This window comes from Planktothrix agardhii (assembly GCF_904830935.1).
In the GTDB taxonomy this organism is placed as follows: Bacteria; Cyanobacteriota; Cyanobacteriia; order Cyanobacteriales; family Microcoleaceae; genus Planktothrix; species Planktothrix agardhii.
In genome coordinates, this window is the sequence record NZ_LR882952.1 from 3,445,019 (window position 1) to 3,470,396 (window position 25,378).

At 38.5% G+C, this 25,378-nt stretch carries 25 protein-coding genes; 12 read left to right on the forward strand and 13 right to left on the reverse strand.

The annotated features are described in order from the left end of the window. Nucleotides 1-187: 187 nt before the first annotated feature. Both NMG88_RS15985 and NMG88_RS15990 read left to right on the forward strand, forming a co-directional pair. On the forward strand, nucleotides 188-1,444 hold the full coding sequence (locus NMG88_RS15985; protein ID WP_042157451.1) for an FIST signal transduction protein: 1,257 nt from the start codon (nucleotides 188-190) through the stop codon (nucleotides 1,442-1,444). A 44-nt stretch (nucleotides 1,445-1,488) separates the two neighbouring features. Continuing rightward, complete coding sequence (locus NMG88_RS15990) at nucleotides 1,489-2,088, forward strand: hypothetical protein (RefSeq protein WP_026785257.1); 600 nt, start codon at nucleotides 1,489-1,491, stop codon at nucleotides 2,086-2,088. A 124-nt stretch (nucleotides 2,089-2,212) separates the two neighbouring features. On the opposite strand, the gene NMG88_RS15995 is transcribed toward NMG88_RS15990, so the two are convergent. The 3 genes from NMG88_RS15995 to NMG88_RS16005 form a co-directional block, all read right to left on the reverse strand. Continuing rightward, on the reverse strand, nucleotides 2,213-3,298 hold the full coding sequence (locus NMG88_RS15995) for a metallophosphoesterase family protein (protein ID WP_254033141.1): 1,086 nt from the start codon (nucleotides 3,296-3,298) through the stop codon (nucleotides 2,213-2,215). Nucleotides 3,299-3,640: 342 nt separating this feature from the next. Next, nucleotides 3,641-4,210: a L,D-transpeptidase gene (locus NMG88_RS16000; protein WP_081846367.1), complete on the reverse strand. Its 570-nt coding sequence runs from the start codon at nucleotides 4,208-4,210 to the stop codon at nucleotides 3,641-3,643. Between the two features lie 57 nt (nucleotides 4,211-4,267). Beyond that, complete coding sequence (locus NMG88_RS16005; RefSeq protein ID WP_026796031.1) at nucleotides 4,268-4,912, reverse strand: bifunctional 4-hydroxy-2-oxoglutarate aldolase/2-dehydro-3-deoxy-phosphogluconate aldolase; 645 nt, start codon at nucleotides 4,910-4,912, stop codon at nucleotides 4,268-4,270. Nucleotides 4,913-5,062: 150 nt separating this feature from the next. On the opposite strand from NMG88_RS16005, the gene NMG88_RS16010 reads away from it, so the two are divergent. Beyond that, entirely contained in the window at nucleotides 5,063-5,581 is a 519-nt protein-coding gene (locus NMG88_RS16010; protein WP_026796032.1) for a cupin domain-containing protein, read from the forward strand. Between the two features lie 63 nt (nucleotides 5,582-5,644). Here the strand turns inward: NMG88_RS16010 and argS are convergent, their stop codons facing one another. The 3 genes from argS to ychF all read right to left on the reverse strand — a co-directional run bounded on the left by argS (nucleotide 5,645) and on the right by ychF (nucleotide 9,224). After that, nucleotides 5,645-7,402, reverse strand: a complete 1,758-nt coding sequence (argS, locus tag NMG88_RS16015; RefSeq protein ID WP_235751449.1) for an arginine--tRNA ligase — start codon at nucleotides 7,400-7,402, stop codon at nucleotides 5,645-5,647. Nucleotides 7,403-7,612: 210 nt separating this feature from the next. Next, nucleotides 7,613-7,981, reverse strand: coding sequence for a phage holin family protein (locus NMG88_RS16020; RefSeq protein WP_042154071.1), 369 nt, complete (start codon nucleotides 7,979-7,981; stop codon nucleotides 7,613-7,615). A 151-nt stretch (nucleotides 7,982-8,132) separates the two neighbouring features. Next, nucleotides 8,133-9,224: a redox-regulated ATPase YchF gene (gene ychF, locus NMG88_RS16025; RefSeq protein ID WP_026796040.1), complete on the reverse strand. Its 1,092-nt coding sequence runs from the start codon at nucleotides 9,222-9,224 to the stop codon at nucleotides 8,133-8,135. A gap of 358 nt (nucleotides 9,225-9,582) precedes the next feature. On the opposite strand from ychF, the gene NMG88_RS16030 reads away from it, so the two are divergent. Next, nucleotides 9,583-10,608: a DNA cytosine methyltransferase gene (locus tag NMG88_RS16030; protein WP_235751448.1), complete on the forward strand. Its 1,026-nt coding sequence runs from the start codon at nucleotides 9,583-9,585 to the stop codon at nucleotides 10,606-10,608. 284 nt (nucleotides 10,609-10,892) lie between these two features. Here NMG88_RS16030 and NMG88_RS16035 read toward each other — a convergent pair whose 3' ends face one another. From NMG88_RS16035 to NMG88_RS16045, 3 genes are read right to left on the reverse strand one after another with little or no spacing between them, the layout of a single operon-like run. Next, nucleotides 10,893-11,630: an energy-coupling factor ABC transporter ATP-binding protein gene (locus NMG88_RS16035; RefSeq protein WP_235751447.1), complete on the reverse strand. Its 738-nt coding sequence runs from the start codon at nucleotides 11,628-11,630 to the stop codon at nucleotides 10,893-10,895. Further along, entirely contained in the window at nucleotides 11,617-12,273 is a 657-nt protein-coding gene (locus NMG88_RS16040) for an energy-coupling factor transporter transmembrane component T family protein (protein WP_042154065.1), read from the reverse strand. The genes NMG88_RS16035 and NMG88_RS16040 overlap by 14 nt, the downstream gene beginning before the upstream one ends. 7 nt (nucleotides 12,274-12,280) lie before the next feature. Beyond that, nucleotides 12,281-13,204 (reverse strand): energy-coupling factor ABC transporter permease, encoded by a 924-nt coding sequence (locus NMG88_RS16045; RefSeq protein ID WP_227397818.1) that lies wholly within the window; start codon nucleotides 13,202-13,204, stop codon nucleotides 12,281-12,283. 281 nt (nucleotides 13,205-13,485) lie between these two features. On the opposite strand from NMG88_RS16045, the gene NMG88_RS16050 reads away from it, so the two are divergent. The 3 genes from NMG88_RS16050 to NMG88_RS16060 all read left to right on the forward strand — a co-directional run bounded on the left by NMG88_RS16050 (nucleotide 13,486) and on the right by NMG88_RS16060 (nucleotide 16,586). Then, entirely contained in the window at nucleotides 13,486-14,958 is a 1,473-nt protein-coding gene (locus NMG88_RS16050; protein WP_254034853.1) for an aminotransferase class I/II-fold pyridoxal phosphate-dependent enzyme, read from the forward strand. Between the two features lie 78 nt (nucleotides 14,959-15,036). Then, a complete protein-coding gene (gene cbiT, locus NMG88_RS16055; protein WP_036831466.1) occupies nucleotides 15,037-15,636 on the forward strand; it encodes a precorrin-6Y C5,15-methyltransferase subunit CbiT in 600 nt (199 codons plus the stop codon). Between the two features lie 59 nt (nucleotides 15,637-15,695). Further along, nucleotides 15,696-16,586, forward strand: coding sequence for a phosphatidate cytidylyltransferase (locus NMG88_RS16060; protein WP_026785243.1), 891 nt, complete (start codon nucleotides 15,696-15,698; stop codon nucleotides 16,584-16,586). A gap of 61 nt (nucleotides 16,587-16,647) precedes the next feature. On the opposite strand, the gene NMG88_RS16065 is transcribed toward NMG88_RS16060, so the two are convergent. Then, a complete protein-coding gene (locus tag NMG88_RS16065) occupies nucleotides 16,648-17,124 on the reverse strand; it encodes an ankyrin repeat domain-containing protein (RefSeq protein ID WP_227350582.1) in 477 nt (158 codons plus the stop codon). Between the two features lie 173 nt (nucleotides 17,125-17,297). Here NMG88_RS16065 and NMG88_RS16070 point away from each other — a divergent pair, with 173 nt between their 5' ends. The 4 genes from NMG88_RS16070 (at nucleotide 17,298) to NMG88_RS16085 (ending at nucleotide 22,088) form a co-directional block, all read left to right on the forward strand. Further along, nucleotides 17,298-18,701 carry a protein adenylyltransferase SelO gene (locus tag NMG88_RS16070; RefSeq protein WP_227350581.1) on the forward strand — a complete coding sequence of 468 codons (1,404 nt, stop codon included), beginning with the start codon at nucleotides 17,298-17,300 and terminating at the stop codon, nucleotides 18,699-18,701. A gap of 215 nt (nucleotides 18,702-18,916) precedes the next feature. After that, a complete protein-coding gene (locus NMG88_RS16075; protein WP_026785240.1) occupies nucleotides 18,917-19,303 on the forward strand; it encodes a hypothetical protein in 387 nt (128 codons plus the stop codon). Between the two features lie 103 nt (nucleotides 19,304-19,406). Next, nucleotides 19,407-20,486, forward strand: coding sequence for a tocopherol cyclase family protein (locus NMG88_RS16080; protein ID WP_227350580.1), 1,080 nt, complete (start codon nucleotides 19,407-19,409; stop codon nucleotides 20,484-20,486). A gap of 132 nt (nucleotides 20,487-20,618) precedes the next feature. Further along, the gene (locus NMG88_RS16085; protein ID WP_227350579.1) at nucleotides 20,619-22,088 is read left to right on the forward strand and encodes a leucyl aminopeptidase; all 1,470 of its coding nucleotides are present in this window, start codon (nucleotides 20,619-20,621) and stop codon (nucleotides 22,086-22,088) included. Nucleotides 22,089-22,157: 69 nt separating this feature from the next. Here the strand turns inward: NMG88_RS16085 and NMG88_RS16090 are convergent, their stop codons facing one another. Both NMG88_RS16090 and NMG88_RS16095 read right to left on the reverse strand, forming a co-directional pair. After that, nucleotides 22,158-23,870 (reverse strand): sensor histidine kinase, encoded by a 1,713-nt coding sequence (locus NMG88_RS16090; protein WP_235752768.1) that lies wholly within the window; start codon nucleotides 23,868-23,870, stop codon nucleotides 22,158-22,160. Nucleotides 23,871-24,210: 340 nt separating this feature from the next. Next, complete coding sequence (locus NMG88_RS16095) at nucleotides 24,211-24,441, reverse strand: hypothetical protein (RefSeq protein ID WP_144390452.1); 231 nt, start codon at nucleotides 24,439-24,441, stop codon at nucleotides 24,211-24,213. On the opposite strand from NMG88_RS16095, the gene rpsU reads away from it, so the two are divergent. Beyond that, entirely contained in the window at nucleotides 24,433-24,630 is a 198-nt protein-coding gene (gene rpsU / locus NMG88_RS16100; RefSeq protein WP_026785235.1) for a 30S ribosomal protein S21, read from the forward strand. The two genes, NMG88_RS16095 and rpsU, sit on opposite strands and share 9 nt — an antisense overlap. Before the next feature lie 325 nt (nucleotides 24,631-24,955). Here rpsU and NMG88_RS16105 read toward each other — a convergent pair whose 3' ends face one another. After that, nucleotides 24,956-25,201, reverse strand: a complete 246-nt coding sequence (locus NMG88_RS16105; RefSeq protein ID WP_144390451.1) for a hypothetical protein — start codon at nucleotides 25,199-25,201, stop codon at nucleotides 24,956-24,958. Nucleotides 25,202-25,378: the final 177 nt, after the last annotated feature.

The window sequence follows — 25,378 nt, forward strand, 5'->3', positions numbered from 1 at the left end:
ACCTTTCGTCCAATCCAAATCTACTAAGTACAGGTTCCAATTCTACTTTAGAACATTTTTCAACAGTTCAGTCAACCCAGACAGTAACATTGATTGCATCTGCTGTATTCCACACAATCTGCTATCTTAGCACAAGAGAGCCGACTATTGAGGGAGGGCGAAGATGGCAGAATCAACAACCAAACCTATGCGCTGGGTCAGTGCTTTATCTGAACGTCCTTCCTTGGAAGCGGCGGTAAAAGAAGTTGTGGAAATTACTCAGGATGCCTTACGAGCTTCTCCAGACCTAGGCTTAGTCTTTATTTCCTCGGCCTTTAGTAGTGAATATTCCCGACTGATGCCCTTACTCCAAGAACATCTCAAGCTTCCCATGCTGATCGGTTGTGGTGCAGGGGGTGTGATTGGCATGAATTCCGATTACCAGGCTGAGGAAATTGAGGGAGAACCCGCTCTTAGTCTCACTTTAGCCCATTTACCGGATGTTGCAATTCATCCGTTTCATCTATCGGCCGATGATTTGCCTGATTTGGATAGTTCCCCGGATCAATGGGTAGAATTAATTGGAGTTAAACCCGAAGATCAGCCCCAATTTATTCTGTTAGTTGATCCCTACTTTGGTCAAATTAATGATTTCCTGCTGGGTTTAGATTACGCCTACCCGGGTTCGGTAAAAGTGGGAGGAGTGGCCAGCACTGGAGCCATGGGTGGGGCTACAGGGGTATTTTCCGGTTCCAAACGCTATTCTGAGGAAATTGTTGGTTTGGCGTTGTCTGGTAATATTGTGATTGAAACCATTGTTGCTCAAGGTTGTCGTCCCATTGGCCATCCCTATCGCGTGACCCAAGCTGAACGCAATATTGTTTTAGAAGTGGAAACTCCATCGGCAGATTCTGAACCAGAAACCAAGTTTTCCGTTTCTGTGCGCTTATCTCCCCTAGAAGCATTGCAGGATCTGGTACAGGAATTAAGCGAAGAAGATCGACAACTGGCTCAACATTCTTTGTTTGTTGGGGTAGTGCGGGATGAATTTAAACAGAAATTAGAACCTGGGGATTTTTTAATTCGGAATTTAATTGGGGTCGATCCCAAGGCTGGGGCCATTGCTATTGGCGATCGGGTTCGTCCCGGCCAACGGATTCAATTTCACCTCCGAGATTCTCGCACTTCCGCAGAAGATTTAGAATTATTAATCGAACGTTATCAACGACAGGCTTCTTCCTTTCCCCAAGGAGTCACAAATGCCGGAGCATTGATGTTTTCTTGTTTGGGACGGGGAGAAGGGCTTTATGGGGAACCTAACTTTGATTCCCGACTGTTCCGACGATATTTTAATATTCCCTTGAGTGGCTTTTTCTGCAATGGTGAAATTGGCCCGGTGCGAGATACTACGTTTCTACACGGTTATACCTCGGTTTTTGGAATTTGTCGGCAAAAAAATTATTAATTAATATCAATTCAATTTTTGTAAAAACTAAGTTTTTGAAGTTTATGCAGGAAAATTCACAACAGCTTTTGGTTTTGACTCAATTGTTTAAAGTCGGTATTGATCGGGCGGATATGATGTTAGAAACTATCTGCCGATCGCCGATCAAGTTAAAGTTACTATCTATCGATTTATTCCCCCCGCAACAGTTAACTATGCAGTTGGAAAAACGGTTGGGTACTAAGGATCTAAAATCGGTAGAAATGGTATTTACAGGGGAGTTTCAAGGGAATACTCAATTGATGTTTCCTAAACAAACTGCGACAATATTAATTGATTTGATTGAAAGTGAAGATCGGCGCAAATTAGATAAAGGAGCTTTTGAAAAAGCCATTTTTAGCGAAGTAGGAAATATTTTTTATAATGGGATTATGGGAGTGATTAGTACCCTCTGTGAATATGGGATTACCTATATGATTCCTAAATATAAAGAAGGAGATCTGAGAAATCTATTGTTCGGGAGTTTATCTCCTAAATATTCAATTGCTTTGATAGGAACTATTGAAATATTCAAAGATCGAAATTTAGTCTTCTGGTTTCAATTTGATACTTTGGAAAAACTCTTGGAAAAAAGCAGTAATATTGAGGATTATTTTGATGTTTAATTGTAGGCGAGGGAATAGGGAATAGGGAATAGGGAACAGGGAATTACGAATGGGTAATGGGTAATGGGGAAGAAAAGAGTTCACCCTTGGGGTTTTAGTTTTAGACTCATTTGTTTTCCATAAATTAAGATAAAACTAACTGTGCAAAATTATCAATTTGATCTGTAGCACTAAATTCTTCAAAGTAGCGGCGCACAGACGGCGGAAAAACCTCAAAATTAAATTGAGTATCTCCGTTGGCGATATCTGCCCAAAAATAACGCAAATGGGGAACTAATTGTTCGGCTTCTTGAATCGTTAATCTTAACGGTGGATTGGTTAATAGTTTCATCATAAAGGGAAAAGAATGCTCCCCCATCCATTCCCGTGATTTTACGGATAAATCTGGCCAATCTTCAACGGCGGTAATTCGATGGGATTCTATCTTTAAAACGGGTTTTCCCTGAGCATTTGTATGAACACAAATCACGCGATAGGGATGGGGATAACTAACTAATGATCCTGTGGTAATATCATAAATTCCTTGCCATTGGGCAATATCTTGAACGTGCAAATGTCCGGTAAAAACTAACTGTACCCCCGCCTGTTTTAAAATCTCTAAAAAACGCGGAGCATTTTCTAACATATATCTTCGCCCCAAGGGATTCGTCGCCTGTCCTGGTAAATGTTCAATCACATTATGATGAATCATCACAAAAACCAATTGATTTTTGACTTGAGATAATACCTGTTCTAACCACTCTAACTGTTCTGACTTTAAACAGCCTATTTGATTGCCATTAACATCAAAATGATTGGAATTTAACCCAATTAATTGTAACCCGGGTAAAATTTCCTGGGTATAATCTAAACCTTGATGGTTTTCATAGCCAAAAGCTTGATAATATTGGGGAAATTCCTTCAATCCAATGGAATTTTTATGGCTTTCTAATGCTGGAATATCATGATTGCCAGGAATTACATAAACTGGATAGGGCAGTTGGCTTAATCGTTGACTTAACCATTGATGATTTTCCCTTTCTCCATGTTGAGTTAAATCTCCGGGTAAGAGTAGAAAATCTAAATCTAATTCCCCTAAATGGTCTAATGCCAATTCTAAAGCGGGGATACTCACTTCCACTAAATGGAAACGATGGGGATGATCCCAAATTGTTTGAGGCAGAGCAATATGCAAATCACTGACAATGGCAAATTTAAAATTTAAGTTCATAATTAAATCGGCAAAAGGGCTAACAAAAAAGGTATTACTCGACGCAATAATTAACAAAATCAAGGTATAATTAAACGTCCATCATTTTGTTAAATTGGATGAACTTTGATCTCTTTACTAAAAGAATATAGCGAAATTAATCCCATTTTTTAAAGAATATTAATAATTTTAACATTACTTCATTATCCTCTCCCCGAACTGTCATATATTTTTATTTTTACAGATAAAATTAAACTCGCCTACAAAGGTCTAAATTTGTACTTTTCAATACATAAGAAACGGATTTTTGGAGGTATACAATCCGTAAATAATACCTTTTCCTTCCGATGGGTTTTTGCATATTTAGTTATGTACAATAACGGGGGTTCCCACCGATGCCCACTCAAATAACCATTTGGCATGATTCACAGCCACATTGGTACAACCGTGAGTAACAGGTGTACCAAATAAATTATGCCAATAGGCTCCATGAATAGCCATGCCCCCATCGTAGTACATTGTATAGGGAACATCGGGAACATCATAATCCGGGCCGGTCATGCGAGTTGTTTCATATTTGGTATAAACTTTAAAGACTCCGGTGCGGGTGGGAGTGTCCGCTTTTCCGGTGGAAACAATTACCGCATAAACGGGTTGATTTCCTTCCCAAGCTATTAACCTTTGTCGAGATAAATCTATTAAAATCCAACGTTCAGAAGATTGCTGTAATCCTATCATATTACGCGCAATCAGGTTGTGTTGTTCATTGGCGATCGCTAAATTTACTGGGGAAAATCCGGTGATTAATGTTAATATTGTCGCCGTTGCTATTATTCCCAAAAAACTTGATTTTGTTCTGGGAAAATGGGGTTGTTTGACCGGATTAAACCTGAAATCAGAGAGGGATTGAATTAGGGGGTTGAGCGTTTTCATAATCTACTCCTCTTGTTTAACTTAATTTAGATCAATGGGTGTGATTGTTAAATTCAATTATAGGGAAATTTCCGAGAACTGTTGTAGGAGGGTTTGAGTTTTTTTGGCGATCGCTTGCCAATTTTGTTCTCCAATTAAATCAGGTGGAAATAAATCTCCAGCCAGTCCCACCGCGATCGCTCCCGCTTGAATAAACTCAACAGCATTGTTTAAAGTTACCCCTCCCGTGGGAATCAAGGGGATATTTCCCATCGGCCCTTTAATACTTCTAATATAATCTACACCACCGACCGCAGAAATAGGAAATACTTTAACACAACTAGCCCCTGCTTGCCAGGCGGTGATGATTTCGGTGGGGGATAATGCCCCGGGAATTATGGGAATTTCCGCTTGTTTTGCCACCTGAATCATATCAGGGTTGGTATGGGGAGAAAATAGGAATTGCGCCCCGGATGCGATCGCATTCTGCACGTCTTCAATGGTAAATAATGTTCCAGTTCCGATCAAACATTCTGGCAATTCAGACCGTAATTCCGCAATTAATTCTGGGGCTTGATCGCTATTCCAAGTAATTTCAATTAACCCCATGCCTCCGGCGGCGGTCGCCTGAGCCATTTGTTTTCCGAGTTGCCTTTGGCGAGTGCGGATAACGGCGATCGCTCGATATTTTTTTAACCAAGATAACCAAAGTTCAGAATTCACTTTTAAATTAAAATATCCTTAAAATTGATTAACAATATTACCTAATTTATTATAGCATATTTAAGATATTATTATTCCGTATGCTCGTCTATAAAACTTAAAAATCTATGTTAAAATCAGAAAAATCAAACAATCTTATTAATTAAATTTATGATTAGTGTAGAAGAATTAATTGAAAAATATCAGCTTATTCCCCATCCTGAAGGTGGATATTTTCGAGAAACCTATCGTTCTGAGGGTGTAATTTATCAGAATGCTTTACCCGAACATTTTAAAGGTGATCGCAACTATTGTACAGGAATTTATTTTCTACTACCCCAAGGGACAAAATCCTGTTTGCATCGGATTCAATCTGATGAAATGTGGCATTTTTATTTAGGAGGTTCCATGACTCTGATCTTAATGCACGAAGACTATGGGGTACAAAATATTATTCTTGGGTCTAATATTTTAGCAGGAGAACAAGTCCAGTTTGTGGTTCCGGCGGGATGGTGGTTTGGGGGTTATCCTAATTCTGAAAGTTCCTATAGTTTCGTTGGTTGTACCGTTGCACCCGGGTTTGATTTTGCCGACTTTCAATTAGCAAATCGCTATGAACTACTCCAGAAATTTCCAGGATCTACGGATATTATTTTAACATTAACCCCTGATTTAGAATTAATAATATAACAGGAAGCAGGGGGAGCAGGGGGTGTAAACTCATTCGTAATTCGTAATTCGTAATTCCCCATATTACATCCGTTCTAAGACAGAAATTCCTAACAAAGATAACCCTAATTTTAAGGTTTTTGCCGTTAAATCACATAATGATAAACGAGAAGTCCGTTGAGGTTCTCTGGCTTTCACGACGTCACATTGCTCGTAAAACTGATTAAATTTTTGGCTTAATTCAAACAAATATTGACATAAGCGGTTAGGTAATAAATCTTTAGCAACTTCCTCTAAAATATCCTGCAATTGTAATAAATGTTTAGCCAAAACCACTTCTTCATCTGCTTCTAAAACCAGTTGAATATCTGTTTCTAACTTTTGCCAATCAATATTTCCCTTACGACTAATTCCTTGAATTCTTACATAGGCATAGAGCATATAGGGAGCCGTATTTCCTTGTAATGATAACATTTTATCAAAACTAAAAATATAATCACTGGTGCGATTTTGGCTTAAATCTGCATATTTGACCGCACTTAAACCCACTATCTCTGCAACATGATCAATAAACTCTTGGGTTTCGGTGCGTCCTTCAGCTTTGATGCGGGTTTCTAAATCTTTTTTAGCATAATTAACCGCCTCATCTAATAATTCCCTTAAACGCACGGTTTCCCCAGAACGAGTTTTTAATTTTTTTCCATCTTCTCCTTTCACAACTCCAAAAGCAACATGAACTAATTCGACATTTTCCGGTATCCAACCTGCCCGTTTTGCTACTTGCCAAAACTGCATAAAATGGTTAGATTGTCCAGCATCAGTAACATAAATAATTCGAGTCGCTTTCTCGGTTTCAATCCGATGTCTTAACGCGGCTAAATCCGTTGTAGCATAATTATAACCACCATCGGTTTTCTGCACAATTAAGGGTAAAGGTTCTCCTTCTTTGTTAGTAAAACCTTCTAAAAACACACATTTTGCTCCTTGATTTTCGACTAATAATCCGATTTTATCTAATTCTTCAACAATTTGGGGTAAAAATTGATTATAAAAAGATTCTCCTCTTTCAGTTAATTTAATCCCCAAATCATCATAAATTAACTGAAATTCTCGCCGAGATTGTTCACATAATAATTGCCACGCCCGACGGCTATCTTCTGCCCCTGCTTGTAGGCGTACAACTTCTTGGCGGGAGGTTTCTTTAAAGGTTTCATCCTGATCAAATCTAACTTTTGCTTGCCGATAAAATTCTACTAAATCCCCTAAATCGAGCGCATTTGCAGTGGTTAAAGCATCGGGATAAACTTCTTTTAAATAGGTAATTAACATTCCAAATTGAGTTCCCCAGTCCCCAACATGGTTAAGACGTAAAACCTCATGTCCTTGAAATTCTAAAACCCTAGCAATACTATCTCCAATAATCGTAGACCTTAGATGTCCGACGTGCATTTCTTTAGCAATATTTGGACTAGAAAAATCTACAATCATTTTTTGGTTAGGGTTAACTTTAGGAATATTTAACCGTTCATCCCCTAACATTTTTTGGAGTTGGATTTGTAAATAGTCTGTTTTCAAGCGTAAATTAATAAAACCAGGGCCAGCAATTTCCGGAGTTTCGCAAATTTCATCAATAATTAAATTGTCTATAATTTGAGTTGCGATCGCTCTAGGATTACTTTTTAAAGGTTTAGTTAAAGACATCGCCAAATTACATTGATAATCACCAAATTTAGGATTAGTTGATGCAACTACCATCGGATCAATTGTGGCAAAATCTTCACCAAAGGCAGCTACTAACGCTTGATTAAATTTAATCTTGAGAAGTTCTACTGTAGATGTCATGATTAACGCTTTCGGTTTAAGGCTTAATTTAAGGATATCCTTGCCTATTGTACCTTAAAGAGAGTTGATTCTATCAAAAAACTAGAGTTTGAGGAATTTGTCAACTTCAGTCCTCCTTAAACTAAAATTACAGACTTAATTAATATAAGGCTGATAAAGGTGCATTCCTTGGGAATATATTCGTTGTTCTCTGGTTAGCTTAAATTAGAACTATCTAATACCGACTTGTGCTAAAATCTGAAACAGAATTGAATTAATAAAACTCAGGGCTAAAGCTCCAATTATAGCACTCCAAACTCCCCAACGTAAACGAAATCCTTCCACCAGTTTAGCCGCTAAAGCAAACATAGCCACGTTGAGAATAAACGAAACAAAAGATCCGGCAAAAATTAAAGTCGCTGGAGCTATAATTAAGGCTAAAATTGGACGAATTAAAGCATTAACAATTCCAAAAACCGCCGCCGAAATTAGGGCTTTTTTGAAATCCTCAATTTCAACTCCAGTAAATTGACTCAGTAAAGCAATCAAATATAAGCTGACGGCTGTTACTAACCAAGCGATTAACAAACTAACCAACATTTTGAGAACTCCAATATTTCTATAACGCCTAATTTTAACCCTAATTCATCACAATCTGAAGATAAAATTATAAAATCTTTATTTTTCCTTAATAAAATTTAAGATAAATTCACCCCGCACCTGCTACCAGTACGGGGTTTACCGTCAGAAATTAAACATTAAATCGGAATAATAGCACATCTCCTTCTTGGACAATATACTCTTTCCCTTCACTGCGAACTAATCCTTTTTCCTTCGCAGCATTCATCGAACCAGTCGCCACTAAATCCTTATACGCCACCGTTTCCGCTCGAATAAATCCCCGTTCAAAATCAGAGTGAATCACTCCGGCGGCTTGGGGTGCAGACATTCCGGCTTTAATTGTCCAGGCGCGGGTTTCTTTCGGGCCAGTGGTTAAATAGGTGCGTAATCCTAATAATTCATAAGTGGCTCTAATTAAGGATTTTAAACCTCCTTCTTCTACTCCCAAAGAAGCCAAAAAGTCAGCCCGTTCTTCTTCCGACAAATCCACTAATTCCGATTCTACCTGTGCCGAAATAATCACTACTTGAGCATTATCAATTTTTGCCACTTCCCGGACTTTTTCAACTTGGGCATTTCCTGTTGCTAAATCATCTTCTGAGACGTTTGTTGCATAAATTACAGATTTTTGAGTGACTAAACCCAACCCTTTTACTGCTTCTAGTTCTTCTTCAGTTAATATTGCTTGACGGGCGGGTTTTCCTTCATTTAATAAAACTGCAATTTTTTCTAAAGCGGTGACTTCAAATTGCGCTTCTTTGCTGGTTTTGGCTTGTTTGCGGGCGCGGTCGATGCGTCGTTCAACTTGAGATAAATCTGATAAGGCTAATTCTAAATTAATAATATCAATATCTCGCAAGGGATCAATTGAACCCGAAACGTGAATAATATCATCATCTTCAAAACAGCGAACGACATGAACAATGGCATCTACTTCTCGAATATGGGATAAAAATTGATTCCCTAACCCTTCTCCTTGACTCGCCCCTTTGACTAATCCAGCAATGTCTACAAATTCAATTCGAGTGGGGATAATTTGTTCAGACTTGGAGATTTTTGCTAATACATTTAACCGTTCATCGGGAACTCCGACAACGCCGACATTCGGTTCAATAGTACAAAAGGGAAAGTTCGCCGCCGTCGCCTTAGCATTGGCAACTAAAGCGTTAAATAATGTCGATTTACCAACGTTGGGAAGTCCAACAATTCCGGCTCTTAGCATGGGTTCGATGGTTGAGTTAAACGTTCAATAGACTATCAATTTATGATTATAAACCTTCTGGGGACGAATTCAACAAAGCTGTATCTAAATTTAAAGAAGTTTCATCTTTAACTTGTTTCATTATTAAGATAAAATGAATGTACTGTATCTGCATTGTTTACCACAAAGACACAAAGACACGAAGAAAGAAAGAAGAATAATTAATGGGATATGGGTTGTGGTAATGGTATGGTTTAATCATAACATAGAAAACCCTCATCAGTCCCTTGCCTGACTAAAAACTACTATCAACTTAGAATGACTCTTTTATCGGTTCCTTTGTGTCTTTGTGGTTACTTCTACATACAATAGTTAAAATATGGATAATTCTCTTAAAATAGCAGATTTATTTTCTGGAATAGGTGGGTTAAGATTAGCTTTTGAAAGGGCTGCTTATCAATGTGTGTATTCTTGCGAAAAAGATCCCGCTTGTCAATCTGTCTATTTTAATAACTTTGGAGAAAAGCCAGAGGCAGATATTACTAAAATTGATTATAATAATCTTCCTGAATTTGATCTATTAACCGCCGGATTTCCCTGTCAACCCTTTAGTATTTGTGGAAAACGTCAAGGGTTTCAGGATACTAGAGGAACCCTATTTTTTCATATTTGCGAAATTATAGAAGTCCATCATCCCAGGGTTATTGTCTTGGAAAATGTTAAGCATTTGTTACATCATGATCAGGGAAAAACCCTCAAGACTATTTTATATTCTTTAGAAGATTTAGGCTATGCTGTTGATTATAAATTATTGAATGCTAAAGACTTTGGACTTCCGCAAAATCGAGAGCGAGTAATTATTGTAGCTTGCAAAGATAAAAAATTTTATTTCTCAAAATTGCAGAGGGTTTATCCTATTCCTAAATTAAGAGATTTTTTAGATCACAAGGGAAAATTTGAATACTTAAACCCGGAAGAATATACACTTATCGAGGGTTACAAACAGCAGTTATCGGGTCTGATTTTTGTGGGATATCGTAATAAGAATATCTGGAAAAAAGGGATTAGACCCAACACAGAACATTTATCTAGGGTACATCACCAACCAAATCGAATTTACTCCATTGATGGAGTCCATCCCACCATTCCATCCCAGGAAACATCGGGACGTTTCTTTATTTATATTCCCGAGGAAAATCGAGTTCGTAAGTTAACTATCCAAGAATGTTATAGAATTATGGGGTTTCCTGAACCTTTTAAACTGCATCCCAATTTGGGAGAATGTTATAAACAAATTGGGAATTCTGTTTGTATTCCTCTATTCCAAGAACTTGCCATACAGATTAGAGAGCAAATTTTTTCTGCTTTTGATCATCAGTATTTATCTGGAATTAGATCAATATAATTATTAATAGGCTTTACCATTGTCAACATGGCTTTAGATATGCGCTTAAGCGCAACAACGAAATTATTAATTATTTGATAGATTATAGCAATCCTATTTGAGTTGTGTTTAAAATCCCTGATCAAAAGGGAACACCGGAACAGCCCCCCAAACCCCTCGTGCACGGGGGGCTAGGGGGGGAGGGATCTGGGGTAATACTTCTGGCCGTTTCATATCAGTATTGAAATGTTACAACCTATTTAGGATTGCTATATATTCAAGAAATCTAATTCCAGATGTATGTTTTACCAATTAGGAGGTAAACCGTATAATTCTAACATTTCTTCATCTTGTAATAATTCCTGAGTTGGACGCTCTACGACAATTTTTCCTTGAGCTAAAATTAAGGATTTATGGGTAGTTTTTTTAATCCAATTCAGATCATGGGAAGCAACTAATATTACTTCTAAGGGTAACTCAGATAATATGGTAGCTAATTTTTTACGCCAAGCGGGATCTAAACCGTTTGTTGGTTCATCTAAGATTAAAATACTGGGTTCTAAGACTAAAATTGATGCTAATGCAGCTAGGCGTTTTTGTCCTCCTGATAATTCATGGGAGGAGCGATTTTCATAATAGATTAACCCGAATTGAGATAAAACCAATCTTGCTTTTTCTTTTGCTTCTATCAGAGGCATTCCATAGTTAAGCAAACCAAACATCACATCTTCTAAAATAGTTGGCATAAATAATTGATCATCAGGATTTTGAAAAGCAAATCCTACCTGAAGACGAATATCAGAAAGATTTTTAGATTCTAAACTAATACCATTAATGAAAATCTGACCAGATTTGGGCAATTTTAAACCGATTAAGTTTTCTAATAAAGTGCTTTTACCCGCACCTGTAGCTCCCATTAAAGCCACTCTTTCACCGGAATTTATGGTAAAAGAGATATTTTGCAATATAGGCTCTTGTCGGGCATATCCAAATATTAAATCTTGGACAATTAGGGTTTTTTCAGAACTATTAATTTTTGACATAGGAAAAAAATGTTAATAAACTAGCGATAGTGCCAACAATAATTAGGGCAAAATTATCTCTGGGTGTTGATAGAGATTCTACGGGTAATTTACCTTGATAACCTCGCAAAATCATGGCATTATAAACTCGTTCAGATCGATCTAAACTGCGTAAATAAAGAGAACCGATCATGGCGGCACTTGTATAACGTAACCAACCGGAATAACCAGATAAACCTCGCAATTTTGCCGATTGTTGCATTTGACGAACTTCTGAGATTAATATTTCTAAATATTGCCCAGTTAATAAGATAATTTCTTGAAAAGTTGCGGGAATTGGTAAACCTTTTAATGCAATTCCTAAACTATGGGATGGTAAGGTGATTAGAAAACTATTCATTATTAGTAAACAGACCAGGGAACGACTTACCATAAAACTGGCTTTTTCATATCCCATGGGTAAGGCTAATAATGAAAGGAAGATTAATTCCGCCCCTAATAGTTTTGAGATGATTTTTAGGGGCGGTTTTAAAAGAATTACCCAAAAAAATGCGATCGCGCTATAGTAGGCTAAGGCCCACCATACAGATGTTTTGAGTAAGGCAATTCCGATTACCAGGATCAGAGAAACCCGTAATTTAAACGGGATAGAAAGTTGAATCATTGTTGAATTATAACTGATTTGGTTTACCAATTTGGAGAATTCCAAAAGCAACACCAAAACAGATTAAACTTCCGATAATTCCAGAAATGCTAGTGCCAATTTCTCCCCATCCTTTGATACTATAATCAGCGAAAGGTGTGGGAATACTAAACCGCACATTTTCGGCTAATTCAGCAAAACCGTGAATTTCTGCCACCTTTTCTAAACCATCGGGCCAAGCTGATGCAAATAAGGATAATACCCCGGCAATTAATAATGTACCAATTACTGGAATTAACCATTTATTTAATTGGGGTTGATCTCCGGGTAATAAATCGGGTCGGACTGTAATTAAATAAGTTAGAATTCCGGCGGTAATTAATCCTTCACCAATTCCAATTAAACTATGAACTCCGATCATTGCTGGTAAAATTATCGCCGCCTTAGCTGTCCCTGATAAAATTAAATTGATGGAACAAGTGATCGCGGCGGCAATAACACTAATTCCCCCAGCAATACCCGCAGCTAAGGGTAAGCGCAAACTAGAACCTCCTAATAATTGTTGGAGAATTTGTGTTAAGATCCAACCGACCCAAACTCCCACAATTGCCATGTTAAAAATATTGGCTCCTAAAGCGGTAATTCCACCATCAGCAAATAAAAAAGCTTGAATAAATAAAACCGTCGCAATGGATACAGAAGCTGCCCAAGGATTTCCTAAAATTACTGCCGCTAAAGTTCCTCCTAAAAGGTGTCCACTGGTGCCACCAGCTACCGGAAAATTAATCATTTGGGCGGCAAAAATAAACGCGGTTGTTAATCCCATAACTGGCGCGTATCGTAACCCTACATTCTCGCGGGTACGCCCCAGACAAACTGCTAAAAATCCGGTGCTGGTAAGACTGGTAACAGTTGCTACTACGGGGGAAATAAATCCATCGGGAATGTGCATAAATTAAGCCCTAATCCTTGAATTGCTGTATGAATGAATTTATCAACATTAATAGTAAATACCTTTTTTCCATAATTTGCAATCCCCTCTAGGGGTATTGTCAGGAAAAAATAGCAAACAATATCATCTAACTCTTGTATTTACTGACTTTTCCATGAATAAAAATAAAATTTATGTTAGATGAGTGTATTTATTAGATATATTATAATATAGTAATATTTGGAGTTGAATTTTAGATTGTTAATATTTGCGCTTAAGCGCAACAACAACGGAGTTTTTTCATGTTAGAGCAATTTCCAACACCATTATTAACGGCTTTAAAAAATTGTGCTAATCAACCCGACGCGCCCTTTTATGCCCCCGGACATAAACGCGGGCAGGGGATTTCACCTTTATTAACGGAATTCTTAGGAACTCAACTTTTTAAAGCAGATTTACCTGAATTACCTGAACTGGATAATTTATTTAATCCAGAAAGTGTAATAGCAGAAGCTCAATATCTTGCATCCGAAGCATTTGGGGCAGAAAAAACTTGGTTTTTAGTTAATGGGTCAACTTCTGGAATTATTGCTACTATTTTAGCTATTTGTGGAACTGGAGATAAAATTTTAGTCCCTAGAAATGCTCATCAATCTGTGATTTCAGGTTTAATTTTATCCGGTGCGATCGCAACTTTTTTACAGCCAGAATATAATCCAAGCTGGGATTTATCCTATAGTATTACTCCAGAAACCGTTGCTAAATCTTTACAACAACATCCCGATGCTAAAGCCGTATTAATAGTATATCCTACTTATCAGGGAGTATGTGGAAATATTACCGAAATTGCTAAAATTACCCATCAATATAATATTCCTCTGATTGTAGACGAAGCTCACGGAGCGCATTTTAATTTTCATCCCGACTTACCAACCCCAGCCCTAAAAGCAGGAGCAGATTTAACAATACAATCTACCCATAAAATATTAGGTTCCATGACACAATCTTCCATGCTTCATGTTCAAGGAAATCGGATTAACAAAGAGCGTTTATCTCAAACCTTACAATTCGTCGAATCTACCAGTCCGAATTATATATTATTAGCATCCTTAGATGCTGCCCGTCAACAAATGGCAACCCAAGGCTATAATTTAATGAATCAAACAATATCCTTAGCACAAATAGCCAGAACAGAAATTAGCAAAATCCAAGGTTTATCTGTTTTTGGAAATCTCGAATTAAAATCGACATCAGGATGTGTTAACCTAGATATCACCCGTTTAACTATTAAAGTATCAAACTTAGGAATAAGCGGGTATGAAGCCGATGAGATTCTCAGTCAACAATTCCATGTTATCGCAGAACTTCCTAGTCTTCATCACCTAACTTTTATTATTAGTTTGGGTAACACTGAAACCGATATTTACCAACTAATTAACGGATTAAAAACCCTCTCCGTTGAATACCAACTTTCTGCGGCCTACCACCCTGCCCTTAATTTCTTTCCTACACCCCACTCTGCGCCTTCTACACCCCCTTTTTCCTGTCGGGATGCTTTTTTTGCCCAAACAGAAAAACGTCCCCTTACAGACTGCGTGGGGTCTGTGAGTGCGGAAATTATTTGTCCCTACCCGCCTGGTATCCCCGTATTAATGCCAGGTGAAATTATCACCTCTGATGCTCTAAAATTTTTGCAACAAGTGATAGCGTTGGGTGGGAAAATAACAGGATGTAGTGATCCGAACCTGCAACAGCTTAAAATTGTTAAGGGTTAAATTAAGAATAGACAACTATTTATTTGTCCCCAACCTAATCAATAAAAGTTGAAATCTCACCCCCAATTAATTCCCAAAATGTCTAAACTTTGGCCTTATGTTACTCCGGGTATTCCTGATGATTTATTTGAACGGTTGCCCGGTATCCCCTTGAGTAAGCGGGAAGTCCGTTTATTATTAGTATCCTTCATGCGATTGCAACCTGACTCAATTGTATGGGATATTGGGGCTGGAACCGGAACAATTGCGGTGGAAACGGGGCTATTATGTCCCCAAGGTCGAATTATTGCCATTGAAAGGGATGAAGATGTGGTGAATTTAATTCGAGTCAATTGTGAACAGTTTGAACTACAAAATGTTGATATAGTTGAAGGGAGTGTCCCCGAATGTTTACAAAGTATTCCCTATCTACCTCATCGGGTTTGTTTGGAAGGAGGAAAACCCATTAAAGCCATTCTGCATGAAGTTTGGAAATACTTACAACCGCAAGGAAGAATTGTAGCCACAGCATCTAATTTAGAAAGTCTCTATGCCATTTCCGAAGGATTTTCCGAGTTACAAGTTCGCAATGTAGAAGTGGTTCAATCTGCCATTAACCGATTGGAAAAACGGGGAAATCATCAAACTTTTGAAGCCGTTAATCCTATGTTTATTTTAAGTGGTGAAAAAATAGATTAAATTTAAAATACGCTATAGATAACTGCCCCAGACCGTCTTAACTTCTGACTCCTAACACTATGCCTTCTTTGTCTCGTATTATCAGTGGAATTATTGGAATTATTTTAGCATTGGGAATGCTCATTTTTGGAGGATGGTATTTTACCCTGGGATTGAGTGTAATTATTTATTTAGGTCAATTAGAATATTTTCAATTAGTTCAAGCTAAAGGCACTGAACCTGCGGTTAAAACAACTTTATTTGTTAGCCAAGCCTTACTTTTAACCGCCGCATTTTCTCCTAGTTTAGTCGATGCGATGTTTGCCTTAGCTGGAACATTAGTCTGTTTTTATCTATTATTCAGACCTAAATTATCAAGCATTGCCGATATTAGTTCTTCAATTTTAGGCTTATTTTATGGGGGATATTTACCCAGTTATTGGGTACGGTTACGAGTTGGACTTGAACCCAATACTTTACTAGAAAAAGCCTTCGCTAGTCCCATTGCTTTTAATGAAAATTGGTTAGAAAATTGGTCAATTTCTAATTTATCCCCAGGATTAACTGCTACCTTATTAGCTTTTAGTTGTATTTGGGCGGCAGATATTGGGGCTTATATTTTCGGAAAAACCTTTGGTCGGACTCGCCTCTCAGATATTAGTCCGAAAAAAACCGTTGAAGGGGCAATATTTGGGTTTTTAGGTAGTATTATCGTCGCCATATTGGGGTCTTGGTATTTACAATGGCCGGGGTTTCCTTGGCCGGGTTTAATCCTAGGATTATTAATTGGAATTTCCAGTTTATTAGGCGATTTAACCGAATCTTTAATGAAACGAGATGCAGGAGTTAAAGATTCCGGTCAACTCATCCCCGGTCACGGTGGAATTTTAGACCGCGCCGATAGTTATGTTTTTACCGCCCCTTTAGTTTATTATTTCATCACATTATTTTTACCCTTGATGTCACTCTAAAAAATCATCAGGCTATCCACCCGCTTATCTTAATATTATGTCCGATTGATCAACGAGAAATTTAATGCTGATCTCGAAATTGTTTAATTAATTCTACGATCTCTGTATGTTTCTCCGAAGATGCCCAAATTAAAGCCGTCCAACTATTCTGATCTTTTGTAGTTAAATCTGCGCCACTATTTAATAATAATTCTACAATGGGTTTATGTCCGCTTCCAGCCGCCCCCATTAACGCCGTTAACCCAAAATTAGTTTTAGCCTGAATATCCGCCCCGGTATCTAATAATAACTGCACCATTTCTAAGTAACCACTTGCCGCCGCTTCCATCAAAGGAGTCCAATGATCATTGTCAGACACATTAACATCCGCCCCCGCTTCTAGTAAGAGTTTTACTATCTCCTTTTTGCCTAAAGTAATCGCTGTAATTAATCCCGTATTTCCCTGTTCATTCTGAGCATTAATATCTGGGTTTTGACTTAAAGCCGTTTTAACTTGATCTATTTCTCCCGTTTGAATTGCCTGAATTAACTCAGTCATTGGTTTTGCTCCTTTCGTTTATTTAAAAGTATGGATATACAGTTAAGGATACCTCAAAAATAATAGCATTTATCCCTTGCTTCTTAATCCCTAATCTAAGATTTTTCCCCTCAGAAATTGACAATTTTGCAAAATAGGGGTAATATTGTCAATAGACTATCATTAGGGATTTTATGTCTAATCCGTTCCTGCACCTCGACTATGAACCCGCATTTGAGGCGTTAGGCGGTGACTACTCCGATATTGTCACGGCTGCGGAGTTCCCGATGCACCAACTCCGGTTCCGCAATAATTCCGTATTAACCCAGTTAGGACTCAACCCCGAAACCGTTACCGACGAACATTTTATCGAAGCCTTTGGCAAATTTGAAGCCGTGCGTCCGTTGTTGGCCATGCGTTACCACGGCTATCAGTTTGGAGAATATAACCCCTATTTGGGTGACGGACGGGGGTTTTTATATGGCCAAGCGCGGGGAATAGACGGGGAATTATACGATTTCGGGACAAAGGGATCGGGAAGAACCCCCTACTCTCGAAATGCCGACGGTAGATTAACCTTAAAAGGTGGCGTGCGGGAAGTTTTAGCCGCCGAAATGTTGCATCGAATGCGAGTCAAAACCTCTCGGTGTTTAAGCTTAATTGAAACCGGGGAACAACTGTGGCGAGGAGATGAACCTTCCCCCACCCGTTCTTCCGTGATGATCCGATTTAGTCGCTCGCATATTCGCTTCGGAACCTTTGAACGGCTACACTATTTTAAACGAAAAGATCTGATTGAAATTTTGTTAGATCACGTTATTACCTATTATTATTCTAGCATAAAATTAGAGAGCGATCGCTATATTTTATTTTACATAGAATTAGTCAAACGAGTCGCAGAATTAGCCGCCCAGTGGATGGCTTCAGGGTTTTGTCACGGGGTTTTAAATACCGATAATATGTCAATTACCGGGGAAAGTTTCGATTATGGCCCCTACGCCTTTATGCCCGATTATAACCCACAATTCACCGCCGCCTATTTTGATTATGGAAAGTTATATTGTTATGGAAATCAGCCCTTTATTTGTGAAGGAAACCTAGAATTATTACAAAAACCGTTATCCTTAGTTATACCTTTAGAAGAACTTAAAGCTGGGTTAGACCCTTTTCAAAACTATTATCGAGAATTCTATCGTCAACGGATGATTAATCGTTTAGGATTTGAACAACTTCCCACCCCAGAAGCAGAGGAATTATTGCAAATTACAATTAATTTACTCAAAAATAATCGAATTAGCTATCCCGACTTTTTTATACAACTGCGAGAACAATTTTGTCAGCAATGGCAAGACCAACCCCAGAATATTTTAAAAGATGCTGAACCTATGGAATATTTAGAGGCTTGGAGACAACAATATTATCATCATTTACAAACCTTGTCTAATCCCGAACTCAATGAAATTCAACAACGATTAAACTATTATAATCCTCAAGTGGTGATTATTCGTCCTGAAATTGAAGCAGTCTGGGAACAGATTACACTTGAAGATAATTGGCAACCTTTTTATAATTTATTAACACAAATTCAAACAGAATAGCAAAGTCTTAATTAAGGGCTAGAAAATCTTAAACAGGAGATTTATTGATACTATCTCAGCGCCCTATATCTTCCCTTACCCTACATCTTCAGGGAGATTTAGCCAGATCGAATCTAATTTTCAGTAAATTCAGTTAAAATATAGAAGTAATACTCTGGGCGTTAACCTGAAATTGGGCTTAACCCCAGCAGCAATTATTTTAAAGGAAAAATCTGATGACAGAAAATCAACCCACGGATACACCCACGCCGATAACAACATCCATCCTAGACAGTATTAAAGGATTTATCGGTAAAATTCTGAGTAATTGGAAAGTCAGAATCACCCTACTAGGAATTGTGCTTTTAGGAGGAGCAATTTTCGCCTTCTTTTATCAACATATTATAGCAGAAATGGGAATGAAAATGTGGACAAGTAGTTCCGGTGCTAGGCCAATTGAATGTGTTTTGAAAGATAGTAATAATGATAATTATGTTAGCTGTAGCGCCTTATTAGGTGATCAAGTTGTCCCGTTAGAGTGTAGTTCTAGTTTATTTAATTTGGGTTGTCGAGTTAATTATGGCTCTGCTGTACCTAATATTAAAGCCTCAAAAGGGAGTTGACAACAAACCGTAGTAAGCCCTTTAGGGCTATCTTAATCTAATATTAAGAGAGTCCTAAAGGACTCACTACGATTTTAATTTTTGTTTATTTTTGAGGATTTTGATGTTTAATTTTAATCGTCAACAAAACCCTTTACAAACCCCCCATAGTGGGTATCATTGGGATGGAAGCGATCGCCGTTTTTTTGAAGGCTGGTACTATCGAGTCACATTACCTCAAGAAAAACAGACCTTTGCCTTCATGTATTCTATCGAAGATCCCATCGGAAATCAACCTCAAAGTGGAGGCGGAGCCCAAATTTTAGGGCCCGATGATGGGTATTTATGTCGCACCTTTCCCGACGTTAAAACCTTTTGGGCAACCTCCGATCAACTCGGATTAGGACATTGGGGAAAAACCGATTTAACTGCCATTCCTGGCTATTTAGAACCCACAATTTTTGAAAATTTGATTCAACAAGGCTATCAAGGAACAGCCACCTTACATCAAGGAAAATTAGCCGATTCGGGCAGTTCTCAATATTGTAATTGGCACTATACAATTCAACCGATTTATGGCTGGGGAAATCCCAATCAACCGCAACAATCAACCGCCGGATGGTTGTCTTTTTTGCAGATATTTGAACCGGGATGGCAAATTTTAATGGCCCATGGTTTGGCCACAGGTTGGATTGATTGGAATGGTCAAATTTATCAATTTGAAAATGCTCCCGCCTATGGCGAAAAAAATTGGGGTGGGAGTTTTCCTAAACAATGGTTTTGGGTAAATTGTAATAGTTTTGACGGAGAAACCGATTTAGCATTAACGGCCGGAGGTGGGATCAGAGATGTGTTATTCTGGTCAGAATCCGTAGCTTTAATTGCAATTCATTATCAGGGCAAATTCTATGAATTTGTGCCTTGGAATTCGGAAGTTAGTTGGCAAATCGAACCCTGGGGAAAATGGCAAATGACAGCTAAAAATAACGAATATGAAGTCTGTTTGACCGCTACAACCGAACACCCAGGAACTTTATTAAGAGCGCCAACCCAAGCCGGATTAATCTTTCGTTGTCGAGATACGATGCAGGGAAAAATTAACTTGCAATTAAAAGCAAGAAATAGTATAATCTTAGAGGCTACGAGTTCCCTCGGTGGAGTCGAAGTTGGGGGGGATTTATGGCAAGAAACCTGGAAAAAATAAATTATATTTCAACATCACCGAATTAAAATTTTTCAAAGCCATGTATCAACGAAGTCACACCATGAAATTTTCCCTAATTCCTGAACTCGAAAACAGTTTATACTTTTTACAGTAACTCAGACACAAACAACAATGGAATTTACAGCCACCAACACATCCTCCTTAAACTGGTCGGGAGACATCCTCGCCTTGGGTTTATTTGAAGACCAGATAGAATTAACCGGGGACTTATCCACCTTAGATGATAAACTAGCCGGAACTCTAAAAGAATTAATCACAGAAACCGAATTTAAGGGAAAAGCAGATAGGAGTATTTCAACTCGCGTGGGAGGAAATAGTCCCATTCGCAAAGTGATTTTAGTCGGTTTAGGTAAATCCGATGCTCTCAAATTAGACAGCTTACGCCGCGCCGCCGCCAATATTGCTAAAACCGCAAAATCCCTGAAAGGCAAAAGTCTTGGGGTGAGCTTACCAATTTTTGAAACTCCAGAAACCACCGCCCAAGCTATTACCGAAGGCATAGAATTAGCCCTCTATCAAGATACCAGATTTAAGTCAGAAACCGATGATAAGAGTCACGGAATTGAACAGATTGAATTATTAGGTTTACCCGGCACAGAATCCGCCATTACCCGGGCTAAACAAATCTGTTCCGGGGTAATTTTAGCCAGGGAATTAGTCGCCGCCCCTGCCAATGAAGTCACCCCGATTACGATGGCAGAAATGGCTCAATCCCTAGCCCAAGAATACGGCTTAGAATTGAATATTTTAGAAAAAGAAGACTGCGAGAAATTGGGGATGGGGGCTTTTTTAGGGGTTGCCCAAGCCTCGGATTTACCGCCTAAATTTATTCATTTAATCTATCATCCTTCAGTCACTCCTCGCCGCAAATTAGCCATTATTGGTAAAGGCTTAACCTTTGATTCCGGTGGGTTAAATATTAAACCCACAGGTGGCGGGATTGAAATGATGAAAGTCGATATGGGAGGCGCAGGGGCAACCTTTGGGGCGGCTAAAGCTATTAGTCAATTAAAACCGGACGTAGAAGTGCATTTTATTAGTGCGGTGACGGAAAATATGATTAGCGGCCGCGCCATGCACCCAGGGGACTTTCTAACAGCATCTAATGGGAAAACCATTGAAGTTAATAATACCGACGCCGAAGGACGATTAACCCTAGCTGATGCCCTGGTTTTTGCTGATAAATTAGGGTTAGATGCTATGATTGATTTAGCCACTTTAACTGGCGCCTGTGTGATTGCTTTAGGAGATGATATTGCCGGGTTATGGAGTCCCGATGATCAGTTAGCAATCGAGTTAGAAACCGCCTCCAAAACATCAGGGGAGAAACTCTGGCGGATGCCCTTAGAAGACAAATATTTTGAAGGTTTAAAAGCCATCCACGCCGACATGAAAAATACCGGGCCAAGGGCTGGAGGGTCAATCACAGCCACCTTATTCCTGAAGCAATTTGTGGAAAAAACTCCCTGGGCCCATTTAGATGTTGCTGGCCCGGTTTGGGCTGATAAAGATAACGGTTATAATAACGCCGGAGCAACGGGTTATGGGGTGCGAATGCTAGTGAATTGGGTGTTGAGTTAGTTGATCTCCTAGCAGCATCGGGAAGGGGGAATCGGAATTTGGATCATTCCCCTACCTATTACCCATTCCCTATCCTTTAACATGAACTGGAAGCCAAACACTAAAAATAGAACCCTTATCCATTTGACTTTCCACCGTAATCACGCCTCCGAGAATTTGACATAAACGCTGACTAATTGCCAGTCCCAACCCAGTCCCACCAAACCGTTTAGTTGTCGAAACATCTGCTTGAATAAAGGGTTTAAAAATATGTTGTAATTGCTCTTCAGTCATCCCAATTCCCGAATCTTTAACCCGGAATACTAAATATTGAGACGAATTAGCAACCATTGTATACATAAATTCATCATCTTCTGGAATCGGGGGTTTTTCTTGGGTACGTTCAGCAATTAAATAAATCGTTCCTTTTTCGGTAAATTTAGAAGCATTGCTGAGTAGATTTAACAGAATTTGTCGAACTTTCGGCATATCGGCATACATAGTTCCAATATTCGCTTTGGTCTTGACCTTCAAAACATTATTATTTTTTTCTGCTAAAGGGGTAGCGGTGGTAATCACATCTTCTATGAGTTGATCAACAGGAAAATTTTCTAAATAGAGAGTAACATGACCCGCTTCAATTTTAGAAATATCTAAAATATCACTAATCATATCCCGCAGATGTTTTCCCGCAGTTTGAATCCTTTCTAGGTCGGGTAAAAAGTCCGTATAGCCTAAATCTTCCGATTCATCATGGAGCATTTCACTATAGCCAATAATCGCATTTAACGGCGTGCGAAGTTCATGACTCATATTCGCTAAAAACACACTCTTAGAACGGTTAGCCGCTTCCGCTATAATTTTCGCTTTCTGTAATTCTTCCGTATATTCAGCCACCCGTTGAATTAGATGATTTAAAGATTCAGTTAATACCCCAATTTCATCGGAACTGGTAACGGGTGCTTGTAGGGCAAAATCCGATTCCTCACTCACCTGTTCTGCAACTTTAATCATAATATCCAGGGGAGTTGCAATCATATTACCCGTAAAAATTGCAAAGATTATTGCTAAACCAGTAGATAAAAATAAAGTTATGATAATAATTTTATTGCCTAAAGATTGAATTTTTTCATAATCTTTTAGAGCAGTTTCAGCCCGCTTTCTGAATCTATTTTCCATTTGGGTTGTTTCAGCATAAACCGGATAAACTTGAATAATTCCGGTTGTCCGATTCAGGTTAATCAAAGATTTTTGAACCGACTGCAAAATTTGAGGATTCAAATTCGGTTTTTCCGTAGTTTGAATCAGGGTTTCAAACTGTTCTGAATAGCTAGTCAACTGTTCTTTATAGCGTTGAGTTAAGTCCTGTAGGGCTTGATAATCCTGTTGAATTGTAACATCCATTGTTTCAGGAATATCTTGAAGTTGTTGCAATTCATTATTCATCACAAAGATATTTGAACGCAGGGCGGAAACTCCCCGTTCAATTTTTTCTATATCCTTGGTATCGCTAAGGAACTGCGCTAGATTATCCTGATTATGCTTTAACTGGAGTAGACTTTGGCTGAGTCCATCGAGAACTTTTGCCTTTTGTTGGTCAATTTCTAATTGGGCACGCAAAGGCCGCACCGAATAGGTCGCCACCAAGAAGGCAGAGGTCACACCCACAAGGACGACCCCGACTACCACCCCATAACCCCAGCCAATTTTTTGCCGAATGCTTAAACGATTAAACATATACAGGACAATGCCAGGAGAAATTTTACTTTTAGTTAAGTTATGTTGAGACGAAATTGGAGACATCCGTGAGGTCGCTCTTAGCCTGGAAGTTCAATACTAATTCTATGCTAGGTTGCAAAGATATTCTTTAACTATACATTGGCTGATTACCTCATCTTTGATTTGGGTGGAAGTTTTTAGGTTTTTGATTAATAAGGCTGTCAATTAAAACATTTAATTATTTCTAATAGCTTCCAGGTCTTAGGTTAAGCTAGATCCGTAGCGTCTTCAAGTCTGTACTATTTGTGACTCGATCTCCTAATTCCCAAAAGTTAATTTTTTCCTACCTATTTGCGTCTATAACGGTTCTACTGGTCTTGTTATGGACGCTTAGGGGTCTATCTGTTTTAGCGTTTATCCCGGGTTATGTGATTTGGATTTTGCTATTTCTGTCTATTGCGACTGGAATTCTAAGTTCGATGAGTCGATAAACTTGAGTTGCTGGGTTCACCGAACCTAATATAGCAACCGCTTTGTAGCCATTACAACATGGACTAGATATTGCCCATTGTTGTAATATTGCATGAAGGGGAATAATCCCACAAAAGATTTTCAAATGTTGTTGTAGACCATTTAAGGAGAGGACATGACCCAAGTTATTCTGGGTGAAAATGAACAGCTAGAGTCAGCATTAAGGCGTTTTAAGAGGGAAGTTTCTAAGGCTGGTATTTTGGCGGATGTTAGAAAAAACCGTCACTTTGAAACCCCTACAGAGAAGCGTAAGCGCAAGGCGATCGCTAATCAACGTCAAAGACGTGCTTTCCGCAAAAAACGGACATCGTAGCTCTAGTTTTGGTGATTTTCAAAACCTGAAAACTGCTTTTGTATCTACCGCGCCCCAACTCCCGCTTAATGCCTCATGGATGAAGCACCGGAGTAAAGTCGCGGATTTTGCTTTTTAGGGGAATCTTTAATTTTAACGCTTCTAGGACTTACGCATTGACAAATTAGCCCAAATATGAATGAATGGCTAAAATTACAGCATTCTTTTGGGGGGTAAAGTTTTTTCCACCACAAACAGGTGCAAAAAGCCCTTAAATGTAGAGTTTTTGCTAGTCAATTAATAGGGAACTTGCAGTTAGTTAATATTCAGCTTTTAGACCTACTTTTTAATTTAGGTAATGGAGAATGAAATCACGAACTACCTCTAAAGATAAATTTCTTTGAATTTCATACCAATTATCAATCAGTGCCTCTGCCCTCATCAATTCTAATTGGACAAAAGCCCGAATTGAACAGAAGAAATGGGTGAAAATAGCCGCAGAAATTCTCACCATAAACCTTTTAATTCCACAAAGTTGTTTGATGGCTCTGTGGTAACATTCAATTCCCCAATGTATCGAATGTGTGGTCATAAAATCACTTCTAGTTATAACTTCAGTCTCCTCGATTTCCGGCAAAAACATGATATAGTATCTCTCTGTGTCGTTTTTGAACTTCTTCTGAATGGTTTCACGTTCTGACGAAATCGCCAACAATATCTACATTCACTTGTTGAGCTAAAATTGTTCCGTGAGCGAACAAATTTAAAC